24 protein-coding genes and 2 pseudogenes are annotated in these 25991 nt (G+C 38.7%); 14 read left to right on the top strand and 12 right to left on the bottom strand.

Translation table 11 applies throughout. The features are described 5' to 3' along the window. Positions 1 to 16 precede the first annotated feature (16 nt). From E0409_RS04130 to pyrF, 3 genes are read left to right on the top strand one after another with little or no spacing between them, the layout of a single operon-like run. Positions 17 to 319 carry an integration host factor subunit beta gene (locus tag E0409_RS04130; protein ID WP_067726064.1) on the top strand — a complete coding sequence of 101 codons (303 nt, stop codon included), beginning with the start codon at positions 17 to 19 and terminating at the stop codon, positions 317 to 319. Between the two features lie 24 nt (positions 320 to 343). Continuing rightward, positions 344 to 703 carry a lipopolysaccharide assembly protein LapA domain-containing protein gene (locus tag E0409_RS04125; RefSeq protein WP_131287981.1) on the top strand — a complete coding sequence of 120 codons (360 nt, stop codon included), beginning with the start codon at positions 344 to 346 and terminating at the stop codon, positions 701 to 703. Between the two features lie 36 nt (positions 704 to 739). Continuing rightward, a complete protein-coding gene (gene pyrF / locus E0409_RS04120; RefSeq protein WP_131287978.1) occupies positions 740 to 1420 on the top strand; it encodes an orotidine-5'-phosphate decarboxylase in 681 nt (226 codons plus the stop codon). Positions 1421 to 1553: 133 nt separating this feature from the next. On the opposite strand, the gene E0409_RS04115 is transcribed toward pyrF, so the two are convergent. Together E0409_RS04115 and E0409_RS16665 are read right to left on the bottom strand one after the other, a co-directional pair. Further along, positions 1554 to 2462 (bottom strand): LysO family transporter, encoded by a 909-nt coding sequence (locus E0409_RS04115; RefSeq protein ID WP_131287975.1) that lies wholly within the window; start codon positions 2460 to 2462, stop codon positions 1554 to 1556. Positions 2463 to 2513: 51 nt separating this feature from the next. Continuing rightward, a pseudogene (locus E0409_RS16665) lies at positions 2514 to 2965 on the bottom strand (flavin-containing monooxygenase); the annotation flags it as partial. 74 nt (positions 2966 to 3039) lie between these two features. On the opposite strand from E0409_RS16665, the gene E0409_RS04105 reads away from it, so the two are divergent. The 5 genes from E0409_RS04105 to E0409_RS04085 all read left to right on the top strand — a co-directional run bounded on the left by E0409_RS04105 (position 3040) and on the right by E0409_RS04085 (position 9273). Further along, positions 3040 to 4047: an AraC family transcriptional regulator gene (locus tag E0409_RS04105; protein ID WP_131287972.1), complete on the top strand. Its 1008-nt coding sequence runs from the start codon at positions 3040 to 3042 to the stop codon at positions 4045 to 4047. 89 nt (positions 4048 to 4136) lie between these two features. Next, a complete protein-coding gene (gene zapE, locus E0409_RS04100) occupies positions 4137 to 5285 on the top strand; it encodes a cell division protein ZapE (RefSeq protein WP_131287969.1) in 1149 nt (382 codons plus the stop codon). A 360-nt stretch (positions 5286 to 5645) separates the two neighbouring features. Beyond that, on the top strand, positions 5646 to 7811 hold the full coding sequence (locus E0409_RS04095) for a malate synthase G (protein WP_131287966.1): 2166 nt from the start codon (positions 5646 to 5648) through the stop codon (positions 7809 to 7811). 78 nt (positions 7812 to 7889) lie between these two features. After that, positions 7890 to 8360 (top strand): hypothetical protein, encoded by a 471-nt coding sequence (locus E0409_RS04090; protein WP_131287963.1) that lies wholly within the window; start codon positions 7890 to 7892, stop codon positions 8358 to 8360. 253 nt (positions 8361 to 8613) lie between these two features. After that, positions 8614 to 9273, top strand: coding sequence for an SOS response-associated peptidase (locus E0409_RS04085; RefSeq protein WP_131287960.1), 660 nt, complete (start codon positions 8614 to 8616; stop codon positions 9271 to 9273). A 7-nt stretch (positions 9274 to 9280) separates the two neighbouring features. On the opposite strand, the gene E0409_RS04080 is transcribed toward E0409_RS04085, so the two are convergent. The 3 genes from E0409_RS04080 to E0409_RS04070 form a co-directional block, all read right to left on the bottom strand. After that, the gene (locus E0409_RS04080; protein WP_131287957.1) at positions 9281 to 9745 is read right to left on the bottom strand and encodes a MarR family winged helix-turn-helix transcriptional regulator; all 465 of its coding nucleotides are present in this window, start codon (positions 9743 to 9745) and stop codon (positions 9281 to 9283) included. Between the two features lie 148 nt (positions 9746 to 9893). Then, positions 9894 to 10358 carry a MarR family winged helix-turn-helix transcriptional regulator gene (locus E0409_RS04075; protein ID WP_131287953.1) on the bottom strand — a complete coding sequence of 155 codons (465 nt, stop codon included), beginning with the start codon at positions 10356 to 10358 and terminating at the stop codon, positions 9894 to 9896. A 180-nt stretch (positions 10359 to 10538) separates the two neighbouring features. Beyond that, on the bottom strand, positions 10539 to 10856 hold the full coding sequence (locus tag E0409_RS04070; protein ID WP_131287950.1) for a hypothetical protein: 318 nt from the start codon (positions 10854 to 10856) through the stop codon (positions 10539 to 10541). Between the two features lie 520 nt (positions 10857 to 11376). Between E0409_RS04070 and E0409_RS04065 the strand changes: the two genes are divergently transcribed. The 3 genes from E0409_RS04065 (at position 11377) to E0409_RS04055 (ending at position 15909) form a co-directional block, all read left to right on the top strand. After that, positions 11377 to 12903, top strand: coding sequence for a TerC family protein (locus E0409_RS04065; protein ID WP_131287947.1), 1527 nt, complete (start codon positions 11377 to 11379; stop codon positions 12901 to 12903). Between the two features lie 272 nt (positions 12904 to 13175). Further along, positions 13176 to 13907 (top strand): hypothetical protein, encoded by a 732-nt coding sequence (locus E0409_RS04060; RefSeq protein ID WP_131287944.1) that lies wholly within the window; start codon positions 13176 to 13178, stop codon positions 13905 to 13907. 253 nt (positions 13908 to 14160) lie between these two features. Continuing rightward, positions 14161 to 15909 carry an FAD-dependent monooxygenase gene (locus E0409_RS04055; RefSeq protein ID WP_131288246.1) on the top strand — a complete coding sequence of 583 codons (1749 nt, stop codon included), beginning with the start codon at positions 14161 to 14163 and terminating at the stop codon, positions 15907 to 15909. 16 nt (positions 15910 to 15925) lie between these two features. Here E0409_RS04055 and E0409_RS04050 read toward each other — a convergent pair whose 3' ends face one another. The 4 genes from E0409_RS04050 to E0409_RS04035 all read right to left on the bottom strand — a co-directional run bounded on the left by E0409_RS04050 (position 15926) and on the right by E0409_RS04035 (position 19460). Then, positions 15926 to 16819 carry a LysR substrate-binding domain-containing protein gene (locus E0409_RS04050; RefSeq protein WP_131287941.1) on the bottom strand — a complete coding sequence of 298 codons (894 nt, stop codon included), beginning with the start codon at positions 16817 to 16819 and terminating at the stop codon, positions 15926 to 15928. Between the two features lie 88 nt (positions 16820 to 16907). After that, positions 16908 to 17729 (bottom strand): hydroxyethylthiazole kinase, encoded by an 822-nt coding sequence (gene thiM / locus E0409_RS04045; protein ID WP_131287938.1) that lies wholly within the window; start codon positions 17727 to 17729, stop codon positions 16908 to 16910. Positions 17730 to 17801: 72 nt separating this feature from the next. Next, positions 17802 to 18965, bottom strand: coding sequence for a hypothetical protein (locus E0409_RS04040; RefSeq protein WP_131287936.1), 1164 nt, complete (start codon positions 18963 to 18965; stop codon positions 17802 to 17804). A gap of 231 nt (positions 18966 to 19196) precedes the next feature. Then, a complete protein-coding gene (locus E0409_RS04035) occupies positions 19197 to 19460 on the bottom strand; it encodes a hypothetical protein (protein WP_067726101.1) in 264 nt (87 codons plus the stop codon). Positions 19461 to 19881: 421 nt separating this feature from the next. On the opposite strand from E0409_RS04035, the gene pepN reads away from it, so the two are divergent. Both pepN and E0409_RS04025 read left to right on the top strand, forming a co-directional pair. Further along, positions 19882 to 22488, top strand: coding sequence for an aminopeptidase N (gene pepN, locus E0409_RS04030; RefSeq protein ID WP_131287933.1), 2607 nt, complete (start codon positions 19882 to 19884; stop codon positions 22486 to 22488). 299 nt (positions 22489 to 22787) lie between these two features. Continuing rightward, complete coding sequence (locus E0409_RS04025) at positions 22788 to 23000, top strand: hypothetical protein (RefSeq protein ID WP_131287930.1); 213 nt, start codon at positions 22788 to 22790, stop codon at positions 22998 to 23000. A gap of 378 nt (positions 23001 to 23378) precedes the next feature. Here E0409_RS04025 and E0409_RS04020 read toward each other — a convergent pair whose 3' ends face one another. Both E0409_RS04020 and E0409_RS04015 read right to left on the bottom strand, forming a co-directional pair. Then, positions 23379 to 23822, bottom strand: a complete 444-nt coding sequence (locus tag E0409_RS04020) for a universal stress protein (RefSeq protein ID WP_131287927.1) — start codon at positions 23820 to 23822, stop codon at positions 23379 to 23381. A gap of 132 nt (positions 23823 to 23954) precedes the next feature. Then, positions 23955 to 24398 (bottom strand): universal stress protein, encoded by a 444-nt coding sequence (locus E0409_RS04015; RefSeq protein WP_131287924.1) that lies wholly within the window; start codon positions 24396 to 24398, stop codon positions 23955 to 23957. A 272-nt stretch (positions 24399 to 24670) separates the two neighbouring features. On the opposite strand from E0409_RS04015, the gene E0409_RS04010 reads away from it, so the two are divergent. Further along, positions 24671 to 25675: an alpha/beta hydrolase gene (locus E0409_RS04010; protein ID WP_131287921.1), complete on the top strand. Its 1005-nt coding sequence runs from the start codon at positions 24671 to 24673 to the stop codon at positions 25673 to 25675. A 134-nt stretch (positions 25676 to 25809) separates the two neighbouring features. Here E0409_RS04010 and E0409_RS04005 read toward each other — a convergent pair. Beyond that, positions 25810 to 25991, bottom strand: a pseudogene (locus tag E0409_RS04005) (IS982 family transposase); the annotation flags it as partial.

The raw sequence follows: 25991 nt of genomic DNA, 5'->3' as shown, positions 1-25991 counted from the left end.
ATTAAAGAGGTCGCAGATGACTACGGAAGCACTTAATAAGTCTGACTTAATAGAGCGAATTTCCCTTAAAAATCCACACTTAGCAGAGCCTTTAGTTGAAGAAGCTGTTAAAATTATGATTGATCAAATGATAGCCGCTTTATCATCTGATAATCGTATTGAAATTCGTGGTTTTGGCAGTTTTGCTTTGCATCACCGTGATCCACGTGTGGGGCGTAATCCTAAAACAGGAAAGTCTGTTGAAGTGGCTGCAAAAGCAGTTCCACACTTTAAACCTGGTAAGGCGTTACGTGATGCAGTAAACGAATCTGCACAGTAATAAAGAATTCCAAAAGGGGTATTTATGCGTTACGTACTGGTCGCTTTGCTCGTTGTGCTGTTTGGCTATTCATTGGCTTTGGTTTTACAAAATGGTACTGAGTTAAGCGTAGATCTGCTATTTACTCAAGTTCCTGCTATGCGTTTAGGCTTGTTGTTATTGCTAACTTTAGCTTTGGGTGTGGTGTTGGGTTTATTGCTGGGTGTGCAAATTTTCCGAGTATTTCAAAATAATTGGGAAATTAAACGACTGCGTAAAGACATTGAATATCTCCGGAAAGAGCAAATTCAAACTGCCCAATTGGCGGCTGCTGAAGCTGCAGCCCATACTAGGCATGAAAAAACTGTATTAGATATTACCAACGAAAATAAAAGCCCATTATAATGGGCTTTCTTTTTGTCTGACTGAAGGTAAATTCTCTTGAGTATCATTGTTGCACTGGATGCTAAAAGCCAATATGACGCGTTAACCATTGCAGAGCAATTAGATCCTGCATTATGTCGAGTAAAAGTTGGTAAAGAGTTATTTACCCATGAAGGTCCAAGTGTAGTTAAAGCATTGCATGACAAAGGCTTTGAGGTTTTCCTGGATTTAAAATTCCATGATATTCCAAATACAACGGCTCAAGCAGTATGTGCGGCGGCTGATCTTGGTGTATGGATGGTGAATGTACACGCATCAGGTGGTCGTAAGATGATGGAAACCTGTGTGGAGCGCTTAAAAGCAGGCAACTATACCACTCAACTGATTGCTGTGACTGTGTTGACTTCAATGGGTCGTGAGGACTTAAAAGATATCGGTTTGGATATTGAACCATTTGAACAAGTAGAACGCCTTGCTAAGCTTACTCAAGACAGTGGTCTGGATGGTGTGGTCTGTTCTGCTCAAGAAGCCAAAATGCTCCGTGAAACATTAGGTCAGGATTTTGCTCTAGTTACTCCAGGTATTCGCCCGGCGGGTTCTAATGCAGATGATCAAAAACGGATTGTGACACCAAAGCAAGCGATGCTTGATGGTTCAACGCATTTGGTGATTGGTCGTCCGATTACTCAATCAGAAAACCCAAGTCAAACCTTGCGTGATATTTTAGCGACAATTTAATCTGAATTTGATGTATTTAAAAGCCGACTTAATGTCGGCTTTTTTGTTTTAATACTTTTAAATCCAGCCTAATCCTCCTTTGAAAAAGGAGGATATAATCCCTAAATGGAAGTGAATAATCGAGTCAGATTATTTATAAAGCTGCTAATACACTCACTGCAATCGGTGCAAGCACAGAAAGAATAAAACCACTGACCATGGCATGCGGAATAAATGCATTGCCACAGGCTTGTTTAACCATAGGTAAGGTGACATCCATGGCGGTTGCTGCAGCGGATGAAATGGCTGAGCGTGGATAACGCCAACCAATGCTATACATCAAAAGAATCGCAATAATTTCTCTAAATAAATCATTCATCAGTGCAATGCTGCCAAGCTCGGCATTTTTTAGTTCAGTCACCACAATGCCTGTCATGGAATAAAAACCATAACCTTGCGACAGCATAATCAGGTCTTTGAGGCTAATATCTTTCACAATTGCTGCGCTAAAAAAAGCACCCGCTAATGAACCGACAATACAACCGATCGGTACCAGCATAATTTTCCAGTTCAGCCATGAGCGGTCGAGTGGGGAATACGCTAAATCTAAGCCAATCAAGAACATGAAGATGAGCAGTAGATTCCATGTGCTCACATGCAAACTGTAATCAAAATGATTAAACATTTCAGCAAGTCCATATCCTAATGCGAGTGCAATAAAAGCATAACTAATATTAAGTAGCGATTTAACCAATAACTCTGCGGATACTTTACCTTGCGTCGGTTGGTAGCCAATACTTTTAAACAGGATATAGCAGCAGAGAAAAGCACCCAGTGATGTTGCAATAGAGAGTGTTAGTGCATTGGATAAAATTTGCAGCGGACTGTTTATGCTGTGGAGTGTTTGAGAAAATTCAATCGCGATGGCAATTAGCAGTATGTAAGTAAAATAGGGTAAAACTTTAAAGGCTAGATTTTCTAACCAGCGAGGAAGTTTACGTGCAAGAACAAATCCAAGGAATAAACAGAGAAGAAGCTGGATGATCAACCAGAGCGATTGCATACAAAAAGTCGGCAGGTGAAAAGACACTTGCTTATTATGATCATTAAGTATTTAGGCTGCACGACTTCCAGATGTTTTATTTAGCAAGCAGTCATCTGCGGGATTAAGTTTTTTGGTTTTTAACCCATATTTCCATGTATAAGTAGGCCAAAGTGTAAAGTTTTTGCCCTGATCTTGCTGATACCAGTTCACACATCCAAATTGCCAAACAGTTCCCTTAAGAAGGTCTTGCATCTCTGCATTGAATTGAACTTGGACTTTCACCACAATTGTATGGCTATGGGTGTGTTTAACCCGCTGAATCAATTATAAGATGTAATGGGTTTGTGACTCAATCATAAAGATAACCGAGTTGTGCGCCAAAACGGTATTGGGTCCTAATCATTGGAATAAATTTGGAAAATGTTTGGTGCAAATTTCTAAAAACTTTCTGCACCATCATGTCAGACCTTTCGTAAATCAAGACCATTTTCTCCGGTACATTTAAATGATACAAAAAAAATTGATAGATTCGGCAATTTGCAAGAGTGAAATTTTATAGTAAAAAATGGTCATATTCTTTTAATTAGAAAATGCTATGAAACGATCAATTCTTGGCTTGATGTATTTAATTCAAGGCATGCGTAAAGCTGGGATTGCAGTTGATCAAAAACTTCAAAGTATTGGGCTGCGTGCTGAGGCATTGGATCCAAGTTCAACTATTCATCCCAGTCTGGAATGGGATATTCTAAAAGTTATTGGGCAAGATGTTTCGCCTGAAAAAGGATTATTTATTGGGCAACATTATGCGCTTGCTGGTTATGGCCCTTTACTCATGTTGTTGGTCAGCAGTGAAAATGTGCGTACAGCTTGGGAACAAGGCATTCAGTATCAGTCTTTAACCCATCTAATTGGGGCTTTAAGCCTGAAATATACCGAGCGAAAAGTTGCTTTATGCTATGAGCCACAAGATTTAAACAGTGATCTCGGGTTGTTGCGCGCTCAATGTGAAATTTCAGGAACCTATAAGTTTATTCAAGATATTTATAAAATGATGGGCTTGCACATGCCTCAAATTCGGATTGAATTACCATTTGCGCAACCAGAAAACCAAGATTTTTTAACAACCTATCATGATTACTATGGTTCAGAGTTACAGTTTGGTTCAAAGTGTGCAGAATTTTGGTTTGATAATACAGTACTGAATGTTCAGATTCCTTCTGCAGATAAAATGAGTTTTAAGATCTATGAAAGTAAATGTATTGCTGAATTAGAGCGCTTAAGAATAGATGAGCAAGTGCCATCTTTGGTGCAACGCGTGCAAAATTATTTAGAGTTACAGCAAGGGGTAATGCCAACGATGGCGGAAACGGCACAAGCTTTGCAAATTCCAGAGCGAACCTTGCGCCATCAATTGCAGCAACTCCAAAGCAGTTATAAACAAATACGTGAAAAACTGATTAAAGATAAAGCATTAAGGCTAATAGAATATAAAGAGTATTCTATTGAAATGATTGCAGAGTTACTGGGCTATTCAGAGCCGGCGGCTTTTAATCATGCCTTTAAACGATGGTTTGGGTACAGTCCACGCCAGTACTTTAAATAGCCTAAGTCTTTTATTAATGCCAAAGTGTTATATATATTCCATCCCCAACTTCGCTATACTTTCAATAGCCTAAAATAGTATTCAATCATATGTCAGACTTAAATTCTAAGCACAGCACCGCCTTTATTCCTTTGTCACCTGCAGAACGTTATGCGCAAGCGATCTCTTCTGGTCAGTTCATGCCGGATGATGCACAGGCGCAAGCTGTCCATGAATTGGATCGTGTTTGGCAAGAACTGCTGCTGCGTTTTAAGGCATCAAAAAAAGCCTTTCGTCGTTTCCGTCGTCAAACATCTCCTAAAGGCGTGTATATGTGGGGCGGTGTAGGGCGCGGAAAAACCTGGCTGATGGATCAATTTTTTGATTCGATTCCTTTTCGCCGAAAAATGCGTATGCATTTCCATCATTTTATGCAGCATGTGCATCGTGAATTGAACAAATTATCGGGACAGCGTAATCCACTTGAGTTGGTTGCTGACCAGATTTACCAACAAGCCGTGGTCATCTGTTTTGATGAATTCTTTGTATCGAATGTTACAGATGCGATGATTTTAAGCGAACTGTTCCAAAAATTATTTGAACGTGGGATTACACTGGTTGCAACATCGAATATTGCCCCAGATGGTCTGTATAAAAATGGCATTCACCGTGACCGTTTTATCCCAACGATTGAGATGGTGAAAAAGAACTGTGTCGTGCTGAATGTGGATGCAGGCGTGGATTATCGTCTGCGTGTGCTCAAACAAGCGCAATTGTTTAAATCACCATTGACTCATGATCATAGAAACTGGATCGCACAGCGTTTTACTGCTTTGACCCAAACTCAAAAAATTTCCCAAGAGCCGATTATTATCAATAACCGTATTGTGGAAACAGTTGGGCATACTGAAGATGTTTTATGGTGTGAATTTTCAGATTTGTGCTTTAAGCCGCGTAGTCCAGCAGATTTTATTGAGATCGCCAATATTTACAATACCGTGCTGGTGAGTAATGTTCCGCATTTAACCGACTATTTGTCGGAAGGTGCACGTCGTTTTATTTATCTGGTCGATGAATTTTATGATCGTGGGGTAAAATTGTTGTTGACCTCTGAAGATTCAATTATTGATATCTATCAAGGTGAAAAACTAGCCTTTGAAATTGAACGCACGCGTTCACGTTTACTGGAAATGCAGTCCGATGAGTATCTGAATGCAGAGCATAAACAAATCCAGAAAACAGAATCCCAAGCGAATTAAAATCAAGCGCCAGAAATGGCGCTTTTTTTATTGCTAGAAAATGTGTATTTAATCGACATTTAAGGCTGGTTATTGTTTAATCTTTGCTCTATAACTATACCAATGTCGGGTTTAAGTGCTGTTTTATCTATAAATCTGAACTTAAGTCTAATTTCGACATTTCAAAAACTTTATAAACTGTAAAAAGGTATTCAAGTTGATGATGACATCGCATTGGTGAGCAGTATTTTATTTAATAATGTGCATATTTATTTTATAAAAAATGATCACTATTTAGCATTGTGATAGTACTATTCAGCTAGATTTAAATCGGTATACTAGAATCTCTTGTTATAAAAAGTAGCAATATCAGGAAAGACAATGACTGCACGTATTCAAAAAGGCAAGTTAGCGATTGCTAAAGAACTTTACGATTTCATCGAAAATGAAGCATTACCAGGTTCTGGTTTAGACAGCGAAACATACTGGAAAAACTTCGAGCAAGTCGTTGTTGATCTTAGTCCTAAGAATAAGGCGCTTTTAGCTAAGCGTGATGATCTTCAGGCTAAAATTGATGAATGGCACCGCAACAACAAATTTGAATTAGAAGCTTACAAAGCTTTCCTTACAGAAATTGGCTACTTATTACCAGAAGTAGAAGATTTCAAAATCAGCACAGAAAATGTCGACGAAGAAATCGCACTTTTGGCTGGTCCACAACTTGTAGTACCTGTACGTAATGCACGTTATTGCTTGAACGCGGCAAATGCGCGTTGGGGTTCTTTATACGATGCACTTTACGGTTTCGACGTGATCCCTGAAGAAGGTGGCGCGGAAAAAGGTAAGGGCTATAACCCAGTCCGTGGCGAAAAAGTCATTGCATTCGCGAAAAAATTCTTAAATGAAACTTTCCCGTTGGTGAATGGTTCGCATGCAGATGCAACAAAATACACAGTAGAGCACAATGCACTGGTTGTGACTTTAAAAGATGGTTCTACCACTACTTTAGTGCATCAAGCACAATTCGTTGGTTATAACGGCGAAGCTGCTGCACCGACTGAAATCGTATTTAAAAATAATGGATTGCATGTAATTGTTGAAATTGATGCAAGCAGCACGATTGGTCAAACAGATGCAGCTGGCGTTAAAGATTTAGTACTTGAAGCTGCTGTAACGACCATCCAGGATTTAGAAGATTCGATTGCTGCGGTTGATGCAGAAGAAAAAGTTGAAGGCTACCGTAACTGGCTAGGCTTAATGCGCGGTACTTTGGAAGAATCAATCGAGAAAAATGGTAAAACTGTTACTCGTGCATTGAACAAAGATCGCACTCATAAAAACCTGATTGGTGGCGTGACATCTATTCACGGTCGCTCACTTATGTTACTTCGTAATGTTGGACACTTGATGACCAATCCAGCCATCCTTGTAGATGGTGCAGAAATTTATGAAGGCATCATGGATGCTTTGGTTACACCATTGTTGACTTTCGCGGACATCAAGGGTGAAAATGAAATCAAGAACTCGCGTAAAGGTTCGATGTATATCGTTAAACCAAAAATGCATGGTCCTGAAGAAGTTGCTTTTGCCGTTGAATTGTTTGAGCGTGCTGAGCAAGCATTAGGTTTACCGGCTAAAACGCTTAAAATCGGTATCATGGATGAAGAACGTCGTACATCTGTAAACTTGAAAAACTGTATTGCTCAAGCGAAAGACCGTACTATCTTCATTAATACGGGTTTCATGGATCGTACTGGTGATGAAATTCACACCTTCATGGAAGCTGGTCCTTTCGTTCGTAAAGGTGAAGTGAAATCTCAAATCTGGTTCCCAGCTTATGAGAACCGTAACGTGATGATCGGCCTTCAGGCTGGTTTACGTGGTAAGGCACAAATTGGTAAAGGCATGTGGCCAAAACCAGATATGTTGCTCGACATGTACAAGACCAAAACTGAACATCCAGAAGCGGGTGCAAGCTGTGCATGGGTGCCATCACCAACAGGTGCGGTGATTCACGCGATTCACTACCATCAAATCAATGTAGCAAACCGTCAGCAAGAATTATTGGGTACTGAAGCATTATCACTTGATGATTTGTTGACTCCACCATTGGCTAAAGACACCAACTGGTCTGAGGAAGAAAAAACCAAAGAACTTGAAAATAACTGTCAGGGTATCCTCGGTTATGTGGTTCGTTGGGTTGATTTGGGTGTAGGTTGTTCTAAAGTTCTTGATATCAACAACGTTGGTTTGATGGAAGACCGTGCTACTTTACGTATTTCTTCTCAACATGTTGCGAACTGGTTACGTCACGGTATCGTAACGCGTGCGCAAGTTGAAGAAGTGATGCAGCGTATGGCGAAAATTGTGGATGAGCAAAATGCTAATGATCCACTTTATACGCCAATGTCTACTGACTTTGAAAACAACATTGCTTTCCAGGCAGCTTCTGACTTGATCTTTAAAGGTGGTGAACAACCATCGGGTTATACAGAGCCTCTATTGCATGCAGCACGTTTGAAATTAAAAGGTTATACAGGTGATTAATCCTGTGAACTGAATAAAAAAGCCTCCTTGTGAGGCTTTTTTTGTATAGGATCGGCAGATAATAATGGAGTATAAATCATGTATTTTTGGCGCACCGATCAACTGATTGATGATTTAAAACAAAATAGCATCGCCCAAGCCGATTTTAAAAATTATTATCTCGTCAGCGGTATTTTGCTTTTATTGAGCTTTTTTGCTTTAAGTCAGACTGGGGTTGAGGAACTTAAAATCAGTTTGGCTGGATTTGTCATTAATTTAGGTTTATTGATCAGTTGGATCAATGCTGCTGTTAAAGCCAATGGTGGAGAAAAAGGTCATGCATTTTTAAATCGCTTCATTGCACTGTATTTACCGATTACCATCAAAATTACTATTTTTTCCATTGTGGGAATGATCTGTTTTGAACTGATTTTTAACGTTTTTAAAGGTCAGTTTGATGAAGTTCAACTTGAGCATATCGATGCAATTAAAAGTGCTGTGGTGGACATAGTAACTTCATTTTTAATTTACTGGCGCATATATGTTGCCATCAAAAAAGTGAACAGTTGATTTTGATCAGCAAATCATAAAATCCCGCTTCGGGATATCGCTCCCAGTTCTTCTTCTTGATTACATTGGCAGATCAAGCTAATGCTTCATTTAGTGAAGTGATAAGAAAAACTCCAGTTTAGAATGTTTTTAATGGGTCATGGATTCTAGAAGTTTCGATTTATACATTGGCTGACGATTCCTAACGACCTAACACAGTCACATTAATACAGTTAAGGATATAATCGAATAAGTTTAATTTAATACCTATGCTATGTGCGCAAACTTCAAACCATTGACTCTCAAACAATTGCAGGATTTAAAGCTACCGGATATTCCTTTTGAGTATCCGGAAGAAGTCTATCCGGGTTATGACTTGCCTTTATTGTTTAAATCACAACAAGGTCTTGAGTGGCGTAAAGTGATGTTTGGTCTCGTGCCGAAATGGGCAGAAGATAAAACAATTGCATCTAAAACTTATAACGCCCGCAGTGAGACCTTGATTCAGAAACCTACTTTTAATAATGCTGTGATGAAATATAAATTTGGTGTCATTCCGGTGGCTGAGTTTTACGAGTCCAAATATTTTGATCATAAGCCACAACGTTGGGGTGTACGTCGGAAAGATGGTCAAGCTATTTTTATTGCAGCACTTTATGAAATCTGTAAGATCGGGGATGAAGTGGTTCGTTCAGCCACCATGATCACGATGGATGCAATAGATCATCCCATGATGAAAGAATTTCATGAGCCTGGAAATGTTAAACGCTCAGTGATCGTTATTCCTCACGAGCGTTTAAATGAATGGCTAAGTTGGAAATCTCCGGATATCCGATCATTTGTAGAAGGGTTTCCTGAAGATGAATTTGAGTGCTCACATGTACCTAAAGCAAAAATCAAAAAAATAACGCCTCAACTGAATTTTTTCGATTAAGCTTGGCTTAACGTGCTAAATTTTTGAAAATATGCTTCAGGCTTTCCATCATTTTGTCTATTTGTAATGGGGTCAAGCCATCAAAAGATTGTTCCAAAACCACATTGGTGAGGTCATTAATCTTTTGGGTCATTTGTTGTCCTTTCTCTGTTAAAAAAACACGGGTAATTCGGGCATCATCTTCACATGAGTAAGTATCAACTAATCCTTCATCTTTTAGGCGATAGACAATTTTGGTGGTTGTCGACATTTTAGAAATAATCATTTCAGATAAGTCTGAAACGCTTGCGTGCGATTTCGCTTTCAATGCAAGTAAAATACGGCGACGAGAATTATCTAAACCATATTTTTTCAACGCATGATCTACGTTTTGTACATGTTGAGCGTGTACTTGGGTAACCCAATAAAATGGAAAATTATCTAAACTAAAATCGTCAACACAAGGTAAAAATTTACTATATTTTTTTGTCATGGATTTTTCTCCTATTTTTTAATTGTTGTAATTGTATTTTATTATTGTAACGATTTTGTGAAAAATTGAATAAAACTTATTGAATAACATATCTTGTAGCTAAAGCAAAAAAGTAACTCCTGATTAAATTTTTTAAATTAAACTTAAATTAGTGCGCTAGATTTTTGAAAATATGTTTAAGGCTTTCCATCATTTTTTCAATTTGTAAGGGGGTTAATCCTTCAAAAGATTGTTCCAGAACCACATTGGTGAGGTCATTAATCTTCTGAGTCATTTGTTGTCCTTTTTCCGTTAAGACTACACGGGTAATTCGGGCATCATCTTCACATGAGTAAGTATCAACTAATCCTTCATCTTTTAAACGATAAACAATTTTAGTGGTCGTTGACATCTTGGATACCACCATTTCGGAAAGATCAGACACACTTGCATTCGGTTTTGATTTTAACGCGAGTAAAATCCGGCGACGAGAATTATCTAAACCATATTTTTTTAATACGTGATCGACATTCTGAACGTATTGAGCATGGACTTGGGTAACCCAATAATATGGAAAATTTTCTAAGCTAAAACTTTCCGGAGAAGGTAAAAATTTACTGTATTTTTTAGTCATGGTAGGCAACCACCTAATTCATTGTTGTAATTGTAATTTTTCATCGAAAGCATTCTAATCTAAAGCTATTTTGCTTCGCAATACATATTAAATTATTTTTATTGCTTATTAATATATATTAAGTTTTTTATAATGCAATAAGGCAACTTATCTTTATAAGCTTCCTTATACGAATCAAAATTAAGCGTGCTCGTTTAGAAGAGACAGAGTGTAACTGTCTTTATCTTGATGAAATCCGACAATACTCTGGGCAAACTTCAACACTTCTTCTTGGACTTCAGAATATTGATAAGGCTCTGAAGCTAACGTTGCCGTAGGAGTACCGTGTTGTAAAATGACCGACATAAGCATTTCAAACTTTTGGTTATTATGTGTGACCATTACCTTAACTTGATGCTGATCAAATGATGAATCTAAATTAAGATATGCACCTTCATAGCGAGTATTAGCAATCGTTTTCGACGTTTTATTGAAGGTTAATGCTTTTTCATTTGTCATAGTAAATAATCCCTGTAAATTTTTTTGATTGGATTAGAGACTTGCGCATCTAAGTTTAGCTATCGATTATTGAGTTAAAAAATCTTGACTGTATTTTATTCTAGTGAAAAAAACAGCTTTGGGAACTGATCTTTTTAACAAAAAATTTCTGATATTTGGATCGTATGCCTAATAAATTGCTGTATTTGTCAAGTAAGTATTGTAATAAAATTCATAAAAACAATAACTTGTATTATCATCTTTTGGTTTTTTTAAATTTTTTAGTGGTTGTAACTGTTAGATCCATTATATTTCCAAAGCAAAAAATCAGACGAATAGATGAAATAAGTCACAAAAATGAGTATGTATTTTATACAGGTTGGCATTTTTGTGATTGAAAATGAAAAAAATCTAATTACAAACTTTATAGTTTGTGCATAATTAATTTATCTATTGTTGAACAGGTCACCTCTATGGATCCGTCGCCGTGCAGGTCTACATTTAATTTTAACCAAATTCATAAAATCGGAGATTTAAACTAATGGAGTTTTTATTAGATCCGGGAATTTGGATTGGTTTACTTACCCTTATTGTTTTAGAAATTGTCTTAGGTATTGATAACCTGGTTTTTATTGCCATTTTGGCAGAAAAACTCCCTCCAGAACAGCGTGATAAAGCGCGTGTAGTGGGTCTTTCCCTCGCTTTGTTTATGCGCTTGGGCTTATTGTTTGCTATCTCTTGGTTAGTCACTTTGACCAAACCGCTTATTACGGTCTTTGATTGGACCTTCTCAGGTCGAGATTTGATTCTTTTATTTGGCGGTTTATTCTTGGTCTATAAAGCTGTGACCGAACTGCATGAAAAGATTGAAGGCAAACCTGAAGTTAACGTGACTACCAATATTGTGTATGCAAGTTTTGCTGCTGTTGTTGCACAAATTGTGGTGTTAGATGCCGTATTCTCTTTAGATTCGGTGATTACCGCAGTTGGCATGGTCGACAACATCTATGTGATGATGACGGCAATGATAGTTGCCATGGCTGTAATGTTACTGGCCTCCAAATCATTAACTGCTTTTGTAAACCGACATCCGACCGTTGTGATTTTGTGTCTAAGCTTCTTATTGTTAATTGGGATTAGCTTGATTGCAGAAGGTTTTGGTTTTCATATTCCGAAAGGCTATATCTATTCAGGTATTGGGGTTGCGATTGCAATTGAGGCATTTAACCAATTTGGTCAGCGCAATATAGCCAAACATGAATCTAAAATTCCACTGCGTCACCGTACAGCAGATTCCATCTTGAAATTGATGGGTGGCAAAATGGAGACGGTGGCGAATAGCGCGCAACACTTCGAAGCTCAAGAAGCGTTTGCCGATGAAGAACGTTATATGATTGGCGGGGTATTAACCCTGGCAGAAAGATCTGTTGCCTCGATCATGACACCGCGTAGCCAGATTTCTTGGGTAGATATTGAAGATAGTCCTGAACAGATTCGTGAACAGGTGTTATCTGTGCCGCATAGCTTGTTTCCGGTGTGTCGTGGAAGTCTGGATAAGGTGATCAGTGTTGTTCGTGCTAAAGAGTTGCTTGATGTGATTGATGATGAGGAACAACTGAAAGCTTTAATCAAACGCCATCGTCCGATCTATATTTTCGCGAAAATGAAAGTGATTGATGCCATTAATACTTTGCGTACCTCGAAAGGTTCATTGGTTCTGGTGAGTGATGAGTTTGGAAATGTACAAGGTTTAATTTCTCCACTAGATGTGTTTGAAGCCATTGCCGGAGAATTTCCTGATGCGGATGAACAGCTGGATTTAGTGAAAATTGATGATCACACCTGGAAAGCATCGGGCATGCTGGATGTGTACCAGCTTGAATTAGAGCTTGGTATGATGGATCTGGTCGAAGAAGATGCCGGTTATATCAGTGTTGCAGGTCTAATTTTAGAAAAAACGCACGGAGAAGTGACCTTAGGTACTCATTTGGAGTATCACGGTGTTCACTTTGAGGTGACGGAACTGGATGATAATCGAATTAAATCGGTTTTAATTATGCACCGCTAAAAGGTAATTGGGGACACTATAAAAAGATAATGAATATCTCAAATTAGTTTCCTTTTCAATCGCTTTAAAAACCCAATAGACAGGTGCTATTGGGTTTTTTATCATTTTGATTTATCTTGAAATGATTAGAAAATAGATGAATTTTGACCTGCTGCTTTAAAATGGAGAGAGCAAACAGGTTAATCCGTCCTAAAATAGCTATTTCTAGGGATATTGAATATTAATAAAGTGATGAATAATAAAAGTATAAAAACAAGGGTTAAATGGGTCTAATGCGTATTACAGAAAGGATTGTAGATTTTACAAAACTTGCATCTGAACAAAAACATCGTTTTTTTGAAATGATATGTGAATTTGATCAGCAAATTTTTCCAAATTCGACCGCAAATGAAATTTATGATTTTGTCTATGATCAGGACGCTGTTTCAGTTCTGGTGGTTCATTATTATCATAAAGATACGCTAGTTGGACAAAATATTATTCCTGTGCTTAAGCTTTCTCTAGAGGGTCATCCTGTCTTTGTGGTGAGCTCCCGGGCGAGTATTTTACCGGTTTATCGTAAAGGCAACAGAACACTTAAAACTGCAATCCGGGTTGCGATTAATCACCGGATTCGGAATCCCACTATTCCCTTATGGTTTGTACCTACAGTCATACAGCCTAAAATTTATACCTATTTTGCATCTCGTTCACAAAATTTCTTCCCACGTACAGGTAAAGAAACTCCTCAAGAGTATTTAAAAGTTCTGGAGATGATGCAGCAGCGTAAGCATGATATATGCAAGCGCCGAGACGATATTTTTGTCTATCCTTATGTAATGCCGCAAACTACATCCGAACACATTCAACGTTTAAGAACTAGGGCAACGCCACATATCAATTTTTTTATGCAGCATGTGCCTGACTATTTTGATGGTATGGGCTTGCTGTGTATCTGTAAATTGGATTTAAAAACGATTTTTGAAACCATATTGAATTTATTTTTAGATCGGAAAGTGTATTAAATTTTATTCTCTAGAGATGGGCTGAATTATCTACTTTAAATTTCTCGGATTGTATAAATAAAGCATAGGCAAAAAATGCTCATCACGTTTAAAAATATTAAAATGCTTTGAGTTTCTATAGCTCAGATGCATATCGCTATAGTTAGTTTTGATAGTTTTTAAATAATCTCGACATTTTCCTTATAGTTGAATAAAAGCAAATCCAAGCATTTGGATGAGTAGATTGAAGTGATTTAAATAAGGAAACGGGATGTTGAATCAGTCTTTTGATACGGATGTTGTGGTGATTGGGACCGGCCCGGCAGGTGCAACGACGGCTTTGGCCTTAGCCACTTACGGTATTTCAGTCCGTTTTTATACCCAGTTTAATGGCTTGGCAAATTCGCCACGAGCGCACATTACCAATCAACGTGCAGTAGAAGTATTGCGTGAATTTGGGTTGGAAGAAGAAGCCAAAAATATGGCGACCCCATGGCAACACATGGGGGAAAGCATGATCACTACCAGTTTGATTGGCGAAGAAATTGCCCGTATCCAGGCGTGGGGAACCGGTGATTTACGTCATGGTGATTATGTAAAGGGAAGTCCTTCACCTTTATTCGATTTAGTGCAACCAGAAATGGAAGCACTACTGGTTAAACATGCGGTTGCGCGCGGTGCAAATCTATTTTACAACACCGAATATCTAGATCATGAACAAGATGATGATGGCGTTACAGTCTGGTTTTTAGACCTATTGGAAAATCGCAAATATTCGGTACGTGCCAAGTATCTGGTGGGTATGGATGGGGCACGCTCTAAAATTGTTGAAAAAATTGGTCTTCCGATTGAAGGTCATATGGCACGTGCGGGCACGACTTATGTCCGTTTCAAAGCCGACTTGACTAAGTATGTGCAACATCGCCCAAGCATTTTGCATTGGATTGTGAATCCTGCTGCGGGCTTTGGCGAAATTGGCATGGGCTTGTTGCGTGCTATTTCTCCGTGGAATGACTGGATTGCCGGTTGGGGTTTCGATATTGCACAAGGTGAGCCGCAATATACCCAAGAACAAATCATCCAACGTATTCATACTTTTATTGGTACGGACGATGTCGATATTGAAGTTCAAAATGTATCGGCATGGTATGTGAATCAGGCGTTTGCCAAGCATTATTCAGTCGGTCGGGTTTTCTGCGGTGGAGATGCCGTACATCGTCATCCACCATCCAGTGGTTTAGGTTCAAATACCTGTATTCAAGATGCATTTAACTTGGCATGGAAACTGGCTTTCGTCATTAAAGATTGGGCGAAAGCAGATTTATTAACCTCTTATAGTGATGAGCGTGTGCCAGTGGGACAGCAAATTGTGGCACGTGCCAACCAGTCTCGCATGGACTACAAGCACCTGAAAGATGTTTTCGGTTTTGATCAAGGTATTGAAACCACCCAACAATTGTTGGATCGATTGAATGCACCAACAGCAGACGCGGCTGAATTGCGTACTCAGCTGAATCATGCTTTGGAAATTAAAAACTTTGAGTTCAATGCGCAAGGGGTGGAGCTGAATCAGCGTTATCAATCCGTTGTCGTGGTTTTGGAGGATGAAAATGAAGAGCAATGGCAAGTTGATCCGCAATTGTATTTACAAGCAACTTCACGTCCCGGGGCAAAAATTCCACATTGCTGGTTAATTGATGCGAAAAATGGTCAAAAGGTTTCCACTCTGGATATCGTCGGAAATGGAAAACTTACTTTAGTGACTGGTTTATCCGGTACAGCCTGGAAAAAGGCAGCTGAACAATTAGATTTAGCTTATCTAGATGTTGTGACCATTGGGCAAGAAGTTAAAGATGTTTACGGCATCTGGCAAAAAACCTGTGAAATTGCTGAAGCAGGGATGTTACTGGTTCGTCCGGATGGCTATGTAGCATGGCGCCATCAAGAAGCATTGTATGACGATGCCGAAGCCTTGCAGAAACTCAGTCATGTACTGCAACAAATGCAGTATCAAATCGCTTAATTCAGATTTTTAAAAGTTATTCTGAAACTTGTTGTTGAACAGATTGCTGAATGATTTTTGCGGTAAATTGCAAAACTGGATTTTCAGCATCTGTTCGATAACTGGCATACAGCGGTAAAGTCGGCAAGTCTTGTTTCAGTTCAATCGCCTGTACATTGGGATTCAGCAATTGCCGTGCATATTCAGGTATAAAGCTCCAGCCCAAACCCATATTGATGAGATTTATATGTTGCAGGGCATTGGTGACTTGATATTTATATTGCAGTTTCAAATTTTCTTTTTCAGTGAACTGTTGAATTTGTTGATAGAACACTGGTGAAAAGAGCTGGTCGCAGACAATAAAGTCATCATTTTGAATTTGTCTTAAGTCCTGAATCTTACGTTTGGAAATATAATTTTGATGGGCAACACATAATAATTTTTCTTCAAACAGCATCGTGCTGCTGTAAACTGGATCATCCATACACACGCGACTAAAAATTAAATCCAGCTCGGAATTTTTCAATGCTTGGATCTGTTCGCTACAGGATAAACTTCTGATTTTAAGATCGACTTGTGGAAATTGAGCACGAACCTGTTGAATGACTTGAGGGATGATGGTCATTTCCGCAACGTGCAATACGCCAATAAACAGCTGTTGCTGACCTTGATTGGCGATTTGACGTGCATGAGCGACTGCAAGTTCTGCGTATTTAATCGATTCCAGGGCATATTTTAGAAAGCCTTGACCTTCTGCAGTCAAGGCTATTTTTCGTGCACTGCGGTCAATGAGTTGTACACCGACTTCTTCTTCAAGATCTTTAATTTGCTGGCTGAGGGAAGGTTGTACGGTACAGAGTTTTTGTGCAGCACGGGTAAAATTGAGTTCTTCAGCCAGCGCCACAAAGTAACGTAAATGTCTAAGTTCCATTGAGTATGTCCTGCTGAAAAACGGTTTTACGCTGCTGTTTAAAAACTAAAATAAAGATCTATGCAGAGTCATCAACATGGATAATTTTTTAGATTTCAAGAATTTTGATATCGGCATATTGCTGAATTAGATCTGGATTTAAACTGTGGATGTAATCCATGAATGCAACATTAAACTGACCAATCGTTTGCGCCTTTTCAAATGCCAATTTTCCTGCAATGGCAAAATGCGTATGTGCCGCAACGGTGGCAATAGTCGGTGTAGTTACCGCACAGTAAGCCGCGATTAGAGCACCGAGCGCACAGCCTGTTGCGGTGACTTTCGGCTGTAAATAAGAGCCACCATTGACCTGAATCACGGCATCAAGTTCTTTGCTTAAAATAAAATCCGATTCACCCGAAATGGCAATGCATTCAGCATGTGCTAACAGTACTTTGGCCTGGCTATAAACATCTGCGCTATCCAGTGTGCTATCCACGCCTTTGGAGAGCACCTGATTGCCTGCAAGGGTGCTAATTTCTGAAGCATTACCCCGAATAACCGTTGGATGGTATTGCAGTAACTCATCCACCATATCCGAGCGCCATTTTAAAACGGGACCATAACCGACTGGATCGAGTACCCAAGGCGTATCAGTTCGTTGCGCCGTTTGTGCAGAAATTTGCATCGCCTGCATTTGTTCATTGGTGGGCGTACCCAGATTAATGCTCAGTGCAGCGGAAATACTGGTAAAACTTTCGGCTTCGAATGGATTGTCAATCATCGCAGGTGAAGCGCCGGCAGCCAGCAAAACATTGGCTGCATAATTGGCTGCAACGCTATTGGTAATACATTGCACCAAAGGCTGCTCCGTTTGCAGCTGTGTCCATGCTTCAACAATATGCTCGATCAATGTTGAAGTTTGATCCATGGGATTATTCCTTAAGTTATACATGGGATTGGAGAGATTAGACATATGGCTCACCATCTATTGGGTGAAATTTTATTGGGTAAAATAGTGGTCTTGATGCTTACAGGTGCGACAATAGAGTGTCACATAATTTTCAGCATCATAATCCACAGTAAGCTCATTGGAACCGCAATACATACAGCGTTTTTGTGAATAGAAGCTTAAGCGGGGTTCAATCTTTTTCCAGATCCGCCAAATCGGCTGGAAAAATATACTTTCATCATAGCCTAGAAAGCGGAAAAACAGGATTTCACTCATCTTGCTAAACGGAATATTGTGAGGACGCGGCAGGGTGGATGTTTCCCATTTTTCGGTTATGGCACGGTCACGATATTGCTGCAAGGTTTTCTTTAGCAAGTTGGTATTAATAAAGTTTTCATTCCGTACTTGCAGGGCTTTCTGTTGATGCAAATATTCCAAAGCGGTTTGCACCAGATAATAAATTTGCCCCACCGCCAATGAATCCATCAGGCGATAACAAAAGGTCTGAAAACTGTTGTTGCCGGCAATTTGGATCCCCCAAGTTCGGCAATAAAACTGGGCAAACTGAATAATTTCCTGATACAGCACTAAATAAAGTACATTTTTAACTTCATCGGCATTTTTAAAGGGCACGCCCATGGTTAAATTTTCATAAAACCAGTTGCGAAGTTGCTGGGTGATGCTAAACAGACTTGGTTCAGAATAACCATCTAAACGCACATTGACATAGTAATGATGTGCCTCAGTGGCAAAATCTTTGGCAATCAGGATTTGTTCTTTAACCAGTTGCTTGACCAAATAATTTTGGAATAAATAATTCGGGGTAATGGAATGGTATTTAATGCTTTCCCAATCAATATATTCATGATGCGTGGTATGTTCCTGAACCTGATTGTCCAGAATACTCAGTAAAAACAATTTATTAAGAAAGCTGATCTGGTCTAGTTGATATTCGACATTATCTTTATTTTTCGATTTGATTTTGCGCTGCTCTTGCAGACGCGTTTCGGTGAGCATTTTTTTTCGATTGACCAGGCATTTGTCACAATGACAGTTGGTGCGCCCATCCTGAAAGACCCGATGCTGGCAGTGACTACATTCATGAAAATTAAGTGCTTGATCGTACTGTTCTGCTTCAATCCAGAACATGGATGCCTGACACAAAGGGCATGATGTACTTTCATCTAACTGTTTTTGCAGAATCTGAAGGAGCATGGAAAGAGTCAATCACAAGTCTGGTTAATCATTCAAACGATTATACACATCTCTTTTATTGTAACGTGATTGAATAGCGCTGAATGAACAATAAATGCAAGCAGGAAAATATAAGCGAACTTTGCGCTAGAAAAATAGCCTAAGTATTTATTGTTCCTTGATGTGGAGATGAAGCGGCCGGTCTTCCATCTCCACAAAAGCAGGGACTGTCTGAGGGGGGGAATTCTTTAATTAATATGAAGCAGGGCAAGGTAATGACTCATCCTCCTCGCCTAGTTGCTTTGCATTGATTAACGCCTGAACCTTTTTAGATGGAATTTTTTTGCTGCCTAATGAATCGTAATTGTTCAAAATTGCGCAAATATCGGGCGATTGCATTGGAATACCTTCACAGCTCATAAACATGGCAATCACTTTATGGTCGATTCCGGCAGCGTCGAGAGTTTGCATGGTCTTGATATTTTCCACACGGACAATATGGTCTTTTAAATACATGGAACACCTCTTCTAATTTTGATCTGATTTTATAGTGCGCTTTACACAAATATATACAAGCAAGAAACGTGCTCAAAATGTATTCATCTTGAAAATATCTGTCACTTTGAGTTATGCCAGTTTATAAGCCAGCTAAATCTTGCTCAAATAATATAAACAGATATCAAAATACAGAGATTTTCTACTTACATTTCTGAAAGACGTTGGAGTTATGGCGCATGATTTTTAACTGTACGTATGATAAGTAAGCAACTGAAATATTAATTGTACCGATGTTCAGACAACGAATTGAAAATTGTGAGCAATGCGCCCATATATAACTCAAATCAATCGCACAGACAGATTGTGAAAGTTGTCGTATGATCGAAGCATTCACACAAAACAAAGTCTTGGCTCAAGAACTACAGGATTAGGACATTATATGAATATCGCGGCAAACCCAGTGGTTGAAGCAGACCAAACTGTTTATTTAAAAGACTATCAAAAACCCTCTTTTTTGGTTGATTCAATCAACTTGGATATTCAGGTTCATACAGATCATACCGATGTAAACGCAACATTGGTGATGAAGCGCCAGACTGCAGGGGATTTGGTCCTGTTGGGTCGTGACCTGGAATTAAAATCCATTACTTTAAACGGTAAGCGATTAACCGAAGCAGACTACACACTGGATGCTGAACAGCTGGTGATTGCCAATGCACCAAATGAAGTCATTCTTGAAACTGCAGTGGTGATTCATCCTGAAAGCAACACGCAACTTGAAGGTTTGTACCAAGCTGGCGACGATTTATTTGTTACTCAAAACGAACCTGAAGGTTTCCGTAAAATTACCTTTTATCCAGACCGTCCGGATGTCCTGTCTGTCTTTACCACACGCGTAGAAGCCGATAAAAAATTCCCGGTACTTTTGGCTAATGGTAACTTGATGGAAGCGGGTGAGGCAGGCGAAGGTCGTCACTATACCATTTGGGAAGATCCGACCAAGAAACCAAGCTATTTGTTTGCCTGCGTGATTGGTGATTTGGCTGTATTGAAAGATTCTTATGTGACTTCGGAAGGTCGCAATGTTTCTTTAGAAATTTATGCGGTAGAAAAAGATATTCCAAAATGTCACATTGCCATGGAAGCGCTGAAACATTCTATGCAATGGGATGAAGAACATTATGGTCGTCCGTATGATCTTGACAACTATATGATTGTGGCAACCAGCGCATTCAATATGGGTGCCATGGAAAATAAAGGTTTAAATATCTTTAATACGTCTTGTGTGCTTGCCGATGAAGAATTCACCACTGATGCCGCAATTATGCGGGTACAGTCTGTAATTGCACATGAATACTTCCATAACTGGACCGGTAACCGGATTACTTGCCGGGACTGGTTCCAGCTGTGCTTAAAAGAAGGCTTGACGGTATTCCGTGATCAGTCATTCTCGGAAGATTTACAATCGGCAGCGGTACAGCGTATTGATGATGTTGCCGTGTTGAAAGCACATCAATTCCCTGAAGATTCAGGTCCGTTATCGCATCCGCCACGTCCAGATCACTTTGTCGAAATTAATAACTTCTATACCGCAACTGTGTATGAAAAAGGTGCGGAAATTAACCGCATGATGGCAACCTTGCTTGGTAAAGAAAAATTCCGTCAAGGCACCGACGAATACTTCCGCCGTCATGACGGTCAGGCAGTGACGGTTGAAGACTGGGTTTCAGCATTGACTGTGGGTTCTGGTGTTGATTTATCTGCCTTCCTGATTTGGTACAATCAACCCGGCACACCAAAACTGGAAGCCAAAGGCGAGTACGATGCTGCAACTCAAACCTACCGTTTAAGCTTTAAACAAAGTTTAAAAGCCAATGCAAAATATCCAAACCTAAAAGCTGTACCCATCCCGGTAGCTTTGGCACTCTTTAATGCAGAAACAGGTGAGCAATATACCCTGCAATTTGAAGCACTATTTGAAAATGGGGTTAAGGATGGTGTGTATTTATTTGATCAAAATGAGGCAACCATTGAATTTACCGGCGTAACCGCAAAACCTGTGGTGTCATTACTGCGTAATTTCTCTGCACCGGTCAATCTGGACTTTAACTATTCCGATGAAGAACTGGCTTTCTTGATGCAATATGAAACCAACGGTTTCAACCAATGGCAAGCCACTCAAACTTTGCTGGAACGTATTTTATTAAATGGTCATGATGCTGATATTTATATTCAAGCCATGAAAAATACTTTGCCGGAAGTCATTCAAAAAGATCCACTGCTGGCATCACGCTTGTTTGATGTCCCTACAGAAGGCTATTTGGGTAGCCGGATCGACAGTGAGTATCGTCCTGAAGTGGTTCAAGAACAGCGTAATGCTTTGCTAGACACATTGGCACGTGAATTGGGTGCCTTCTGCAAAGAGACTTACCTGGAATTAGATCCAGATATGCAAAGTGAATTCTCTCAAGCGATGGGTGTTCGTGCACTCAGAAATATCATGCTCAGTATGATTGCACGTCAGGGGGATGCCTTTGCTTTTGATCTGGCTTATGAGCAGTATCACACAGGCAACATGTCTGAACGTTTGGGTGCGCTTAAAGTCTTGGTTTGGAATGATGCACCACAAGCCAAAGAAGCTTTGGCAGACTTCTATAGCCGCTTTGAAGATGAAGCTTTGTCTTTAGATCAATGGTTTATGGTTCAGGCAGCACATCCGAAAGCAAATGCAGAAACCATCAAATACTTAACCTCGCATCCTGATTATGATTTGGGTACACCAAACCGTATTCGTTCAGTGAGCGGTGGTTTAAATGCTAATCCAGTCAATACATGGAGCTTTGGTGTTCAGCATTTTATTGATCTGGCTAAATATCTGGATGAGAAAAACCCGATTGTCGGTTCGCGTTTACTGCAAGTGCTTTCTCGCTGGTACACCTTGGCAGAGCCACAACGTACAGAAGTCAAAACTGCACTGGAAGCTTTAAAACCACAAGTGAAATCTAAAAACGTTTCAGAAACTTTAAATAGTATGTTGAGTATCTAACTTAACATTCATTAAATGACTAAAAAGCCTTTTCTTGATTAAAACCGAGAAAAGGCTTTTTATTTTTAGAGTGCAGTTTAATGAAAGAATAAATGATTTGATATTTAGAATAACTAAATTAAAAAATAAAATCATAAGACATATTTTCTATTGAATGATCATTTTAAAAGTGTCGATTAAATCACATTTATGGTGTAAAATTATAATATTAAAGCTCATATTAAGATGGGCTTTTGTTTATTTAGCAGACTTTCATTGGATTAAGCCTGTCGTTTTATTAAGTAGACTGGAGGTTGGTTTTGTTAGTTAAAATTGAAGATGGTTTTTATTTAAACTCTCAACATATTATTGCTATTCGAGTTTCAAAAAGTACCAGTGATGGACATTTTATTGTAGTGATTGAATATACGCCGAATAATATTCAGGCGATGGGAACGTACCAAAAAACTTTTGACAACAAAATTGAAGCAGAAACTTATCTACAAACTTTGCATCAGTACATTTCCAAATAAATCCTGTGCATTGTCATTAAGGTTGCAACTTAAACTGATTGAGAAAATTATTCTTTAGTTAGAATAAGTTTAGGTGATACAAATCTAAATAAAAGGCTTACTGATCATTATGGGTGAATTGATTATTTTATAGTTAGACTGGTACTAGAAAATGTATGAGGGATGACTATGATTAAAACAATATTTAGGTTAACCATCAGCTTAAGCATGTTAATGAGTTTATCAGCATGTCAAAAGAGTGATGGTGATCATGATCCAGATAAAAAAGTTGCTCCCCATGCCTTGGATAAAGACAGTTAGATTTATGGAATTTAAAAGATAGACTCTTTTATTACTGATCAAATAAAAAGTCCCTAAATTTAGGGACTTTTTTGATGGTTAAACTTTTACAATTAATACCGGTATTGGTGATTGGGTGAGTACGGCTTGTGCCACACTACCTAACATTAATTTTTTGAATCCTGTACGGCCATGCGAGCCCATAATAATTAAATCAGCACCGACTTCATCAGCCACATGAATGATTCCTTCAGCAGGCGATACACCTCGAATAATTTTGGTATCCACATCAATGCTATCTCGAATGAATGATTGCTTGATCTCAGCCAAGCGCAACTGCGCATTCTTTTCAGCTTGTATAAAGTAATCTGTAATTCCAGGTGCGACTTTATAAAAGTCCACACCCACAAATGGATCTATCGCAATCACACTTGTAATGGTGACTTGACAATGAAGTGCATTGGCTAAGGATAATGCCTGTTCAACAGCTGCATAAGAAATAGGAGATTCATCTACTGGAACTAAAATATGTTTATAAGTCATGAAATTATCCTTATGAATATAGCTGAATTGGAAAGATTTTTAATTGTGACAGTCAGTCATTATGACAAATGAGAGGATCATTAAACGACCCAAATAAACCCCACATCAATTGTAGGGTTTATTGATCAATACTTATTCTTTAACAATTAAAACCGGAAGTTTTGTGCCTTTTAACACATCTTGAGCAAAGCTGCCCAACAAGAACTTTTGAAAACCTTTGCGACCATGCGAACCCATAACAATCAGATCAATTTTCAATTTTTCTGCGGTTTCAATAATGCTCTCTTCAGAAACATTCCCTTTCACGATTTGAGTGTTGGCAGAAATACCATTTTCGCTGGCAATGGCTTGAGCCTGTTTCAATGCTTTTTCAGCATTGGCATATGCCTGAACGAAATATTCTTTCATAATGGGAGACGGATAGTAAAAGTCTGCATCAGAAAACGGGTCTTCAGTGACTAAACTGATTAATGTTAATTGGCCACCAAAAGCTTGGGCAATCTGAGCCGCATTTTTAACTGCAGATAATGAAATGTCAGAACCGTCAACTGGAACTAAAATATTTTGATAAGACATAAGACTTGTTCCTTGGTGTTTATTATGTAGCTATCAATTATAGATAGCACATTGTCTTTAAATGATCAATTTAGTCTGTGAAAAATGATTTAAAATTCATTAAATTATATAAATATCATGGATATAAGTGTGTTCTGTTTTGCATTTAAATCTGAGTGAAAAGCTCAACATTCGCATAAGTATTTCTAAATGTTTAAACAGGGATTAAAATGCCCAAAAATGTGACCGTCTCCAGCAAATTGCAGGCGAAATAAGTTCAATAAGGGAAGCCTGTGTATTCAAAATTTTTAAGTTTAAGTCTGTGTCTAATTGCTGTTCTACACAGTAGTGGTTGTCAGAATACACAAAGTAATACCAAGGTGATTGCGAGTGTTTTTAATGCTTCCACCAATGTGCAAAAAAAGATGATCGATAAATATGCACCACAAGAGATTTTGGTACAGAAAAATATAATGTATATGCAGGAAGCATCATTAACTTTGGATGTGTATCAGCCCAAAAATGTGATGCAGCTTGAGCCGCGTCCAACCGTAGTCTGGATTCATGGCGGTGGATGGGTTTCAGGTTCTAAAGAGCACGCGCGAGGTTACTTTAAACTTTTGGCTGATCAAGGTTATAACGTGGTTTCAGTGCAATATCAATTTGCACCCAAAGTGATTTATCCAAATCAGCTGCTACAAATTAATCAGGCTTTAAAATTTATAACCGAGCATGCGCAGGAATATCATATTAATGCTAATCAAATTTATTTGGCGGGTGATTCTGCAGGTGCGAATTTAGCCAGTCATTATGCAGCGTTAATCAGTAATCCTGATTTTGCGCGGCAGTCTAATATTACGCCATTGATTCAACGCGACCAGATTAAAGGCTTGATTTTACATTGCGGTATTTATGATATGAATGCTTTTATCAATACTGCACCCAATGAACTGAAATTAATTGAATGGGGCGTATTTAACTTGGTTCAAGCCTATACAGGCAATAAAAAAGACGATGCGGAATTTTTAAAAAGTATTTCTCCGATTCAATATTTAACAGCAAATTATCCGCCGGTATTTATTAGTGGTGGAAATAAAGACTTCTTAACCAAAACCCAATCGGTTCCTTTTGTACAAGCCTTGATGAACCAGAAAATACCCGTAACCGACGTATTTTATCCAGACTCCAAAGAGTTTTTGGTACATGAATATCAATTCATGATGAGTAAAAAGGCAAGTCAGCAAACATTTGAACAAACCATTCAATTTATTCAAAAATATAGTCCTGCATTTTTTTAAAAAGTGCTTGGTGTCATTTTACATTTGAAAGATTGAATACATATTTTTGGGGGGTAAATCTGAAGGTTTTACTCAAGTTGGTCCAAGCCTTTTAGTTCTCGTATTTTATGTGATTTCTTTTTATATAACCCTAGTTACGGATAAGCTAAATTTCTAACGACATGAATTTTTGGCTTATTCTTCTGACAGAGTTGATAGGCACATAGAGAAGAAAATATGCCTGCTAGGAAACCGGAAATAGCCCGATGTTTACTGCTTACTAAATGGTATTTTTCTTTCAATAAGCCAATTAAAGTTTCAATTCTTTTCCGCTGTC

The sequence above is a fragment of the Acinetobacter sp. ANC 4862 genome (genome assembly GCF_004336635.1).
GTDB lineage: Bacteria > Pseudomonadota > Gammaproteobacteria > Pseudomonadales > Moraxellaceae > Acinetobacter.
Note: the sequence above shows the minus strand (reverse complement) of the source record. Positions and strands in the feature narration are given on the sequence as shown.

What these genes read in the sequence shown, in the direction of transcription:
- E0409_RS04130 (WP_067726064.1), top strand. Translation starts at nt 17, where the DNA reads ATGACTACGGAAGCACTTAATAAGTCTGACTTAATAGAGCGAATTTCC.
- E0409_RS04125 (WP_131287981.1), top strand. Translation starts at nt 344, where the DNA reads ATGCGTTACGTACTGGTCGCTTTGCTCGTTGTGCTGTTTGGCTATTCA.
- E0409_RS04115 (WP_131287975.1), bottom strand. Translation starts at nt 2,462, where the DNA reads ATGCAATCGCTCTGGTTGATCATCCAGCTTCTTCTCTGTTTATTCCTT.
- E0409_RS04105 (WP_131287972.1), top strand. Translation starts at nt 3,040, where the DNA reads ATGAAACGATCAATTCTTGGCTTGATGTATTTAATTCAAGGCATGCGT.
- zapE (WP_131287969.1), top strand. Translation starts at nt 4,137, where the DNA reads ATGTCAGACTTAAATTCTAAGCACAGCACCGCCTTTATTCCTTTGTCA.
- E0409_RS04095 (WP_131287966.1), top strand. Translation starts at nt 5,646, where the DNA reads ATGACTGCACGTATTCAAAAAGGCAAGTTAGCGATTGCTAAAGAACTT.
- E0409_RS04090 (WP_131287963.1), top strand. Translation starts at nt 7,890, where the DNA reads ATGTATTTTTGGCGCACCGATCAACTGATTGATGATTTAAAACAAAAT.
- E0409_RS04085 (WP_131287960.1), top strand. Translation starts at nt 8,614, where the DNA reads ATGTGCGCAAACTTCAAACCATTGACTCTCAAACAATTGCAGGATTTA.
- E0409_RS04080 (WP_131287957.1), bottom strand. Translation starts at nt 9,745, where the DNA reads ATGACAAAAAAATATAGTAAATTTTTACCTTGTGTTGACGATTTTAGT.
- E0409_RS04075 (WP_131287953.1), bottom strand. Translation starts at nt 10,358, where the DNA reads ATGACTAAAAAATACAGTAAATTTTTACCTTCTCCGGAAAGTTTTAGC.
- E0409_RS04070 (WP_131287950.1), bottom strand. Translation starts at nt 10,856, where the DNA reads ATGACAAATGAAAAAGCATTAACCTTCAATAAAACGTCGAAAACGATT.
- E0409_RS04065 (WP_131287947.1), top strand. Translation starts at nt 11,377, where the DNA reads ATGGAGTTTTTATTAGATCCGGGAATTTGGATTGGTTTACTTACCCTT.
- E0409_RS04060 (WP_131287944.1), top strand. Translation starts at nt 13,176, where the DNA reads ATGCGTATTACAGAAAGGATTGTAGATTTTACAAAACTTGCATCTGAA.
- E0409_RS04050 (WP_131287941.1), bottom strand. Translation starts at nt 16,819, where the DNA reads ATGGAACTTAGACATTTACGTTACTTTGTGGCGCTGGCTGAAGAACTC.
- thiM (WP_131287938.1), bottom strand. Translation starts at nt 17,729, where the DNA reads ATGGATCAAACTTCAACATTGATCGAGCATATTGTTGAAGCATGGACA.
- E0409_RS04040 (WP_131287936.1), bottom strand. Translation starts at nt 18,965, where the DNA reads ATGCTCCTTCAGATTCTGCAAAAACAGTTAGATGAAAGTACATCATGC.
- E0409_RS04035 (WP_067726101.1), bottom strand. Translation starts at nt 19,460, where the DNA reads ATGTATTTAAAAGACCATATTGTCCGTGTGGAAAATATCAAGACCATG.
- pepN (WP_131287933.1), top strand. Translation starts at nt 19,882, where the DNA reads ATGAATATCGCGGCAAACCCAGTGGTTGAAGCAGACCAAACTGTTTAT.
- E0409_RS04020 (WP_131287927.1), bottom strand. Translation starts at nt 23,822, where the DNA reads ATGACTTATAAACATATTTTAGTTCCAGTAGATGAATCTCCTATTTCT.
- E0409_RS04015 (WP_131287924.1), bottom strand. Translation starts at nt 24,398, where the DNA reads ATGTCTTATCAAAATATTTTAGTTCCAGTTGACGGTTCTGACATTTCA.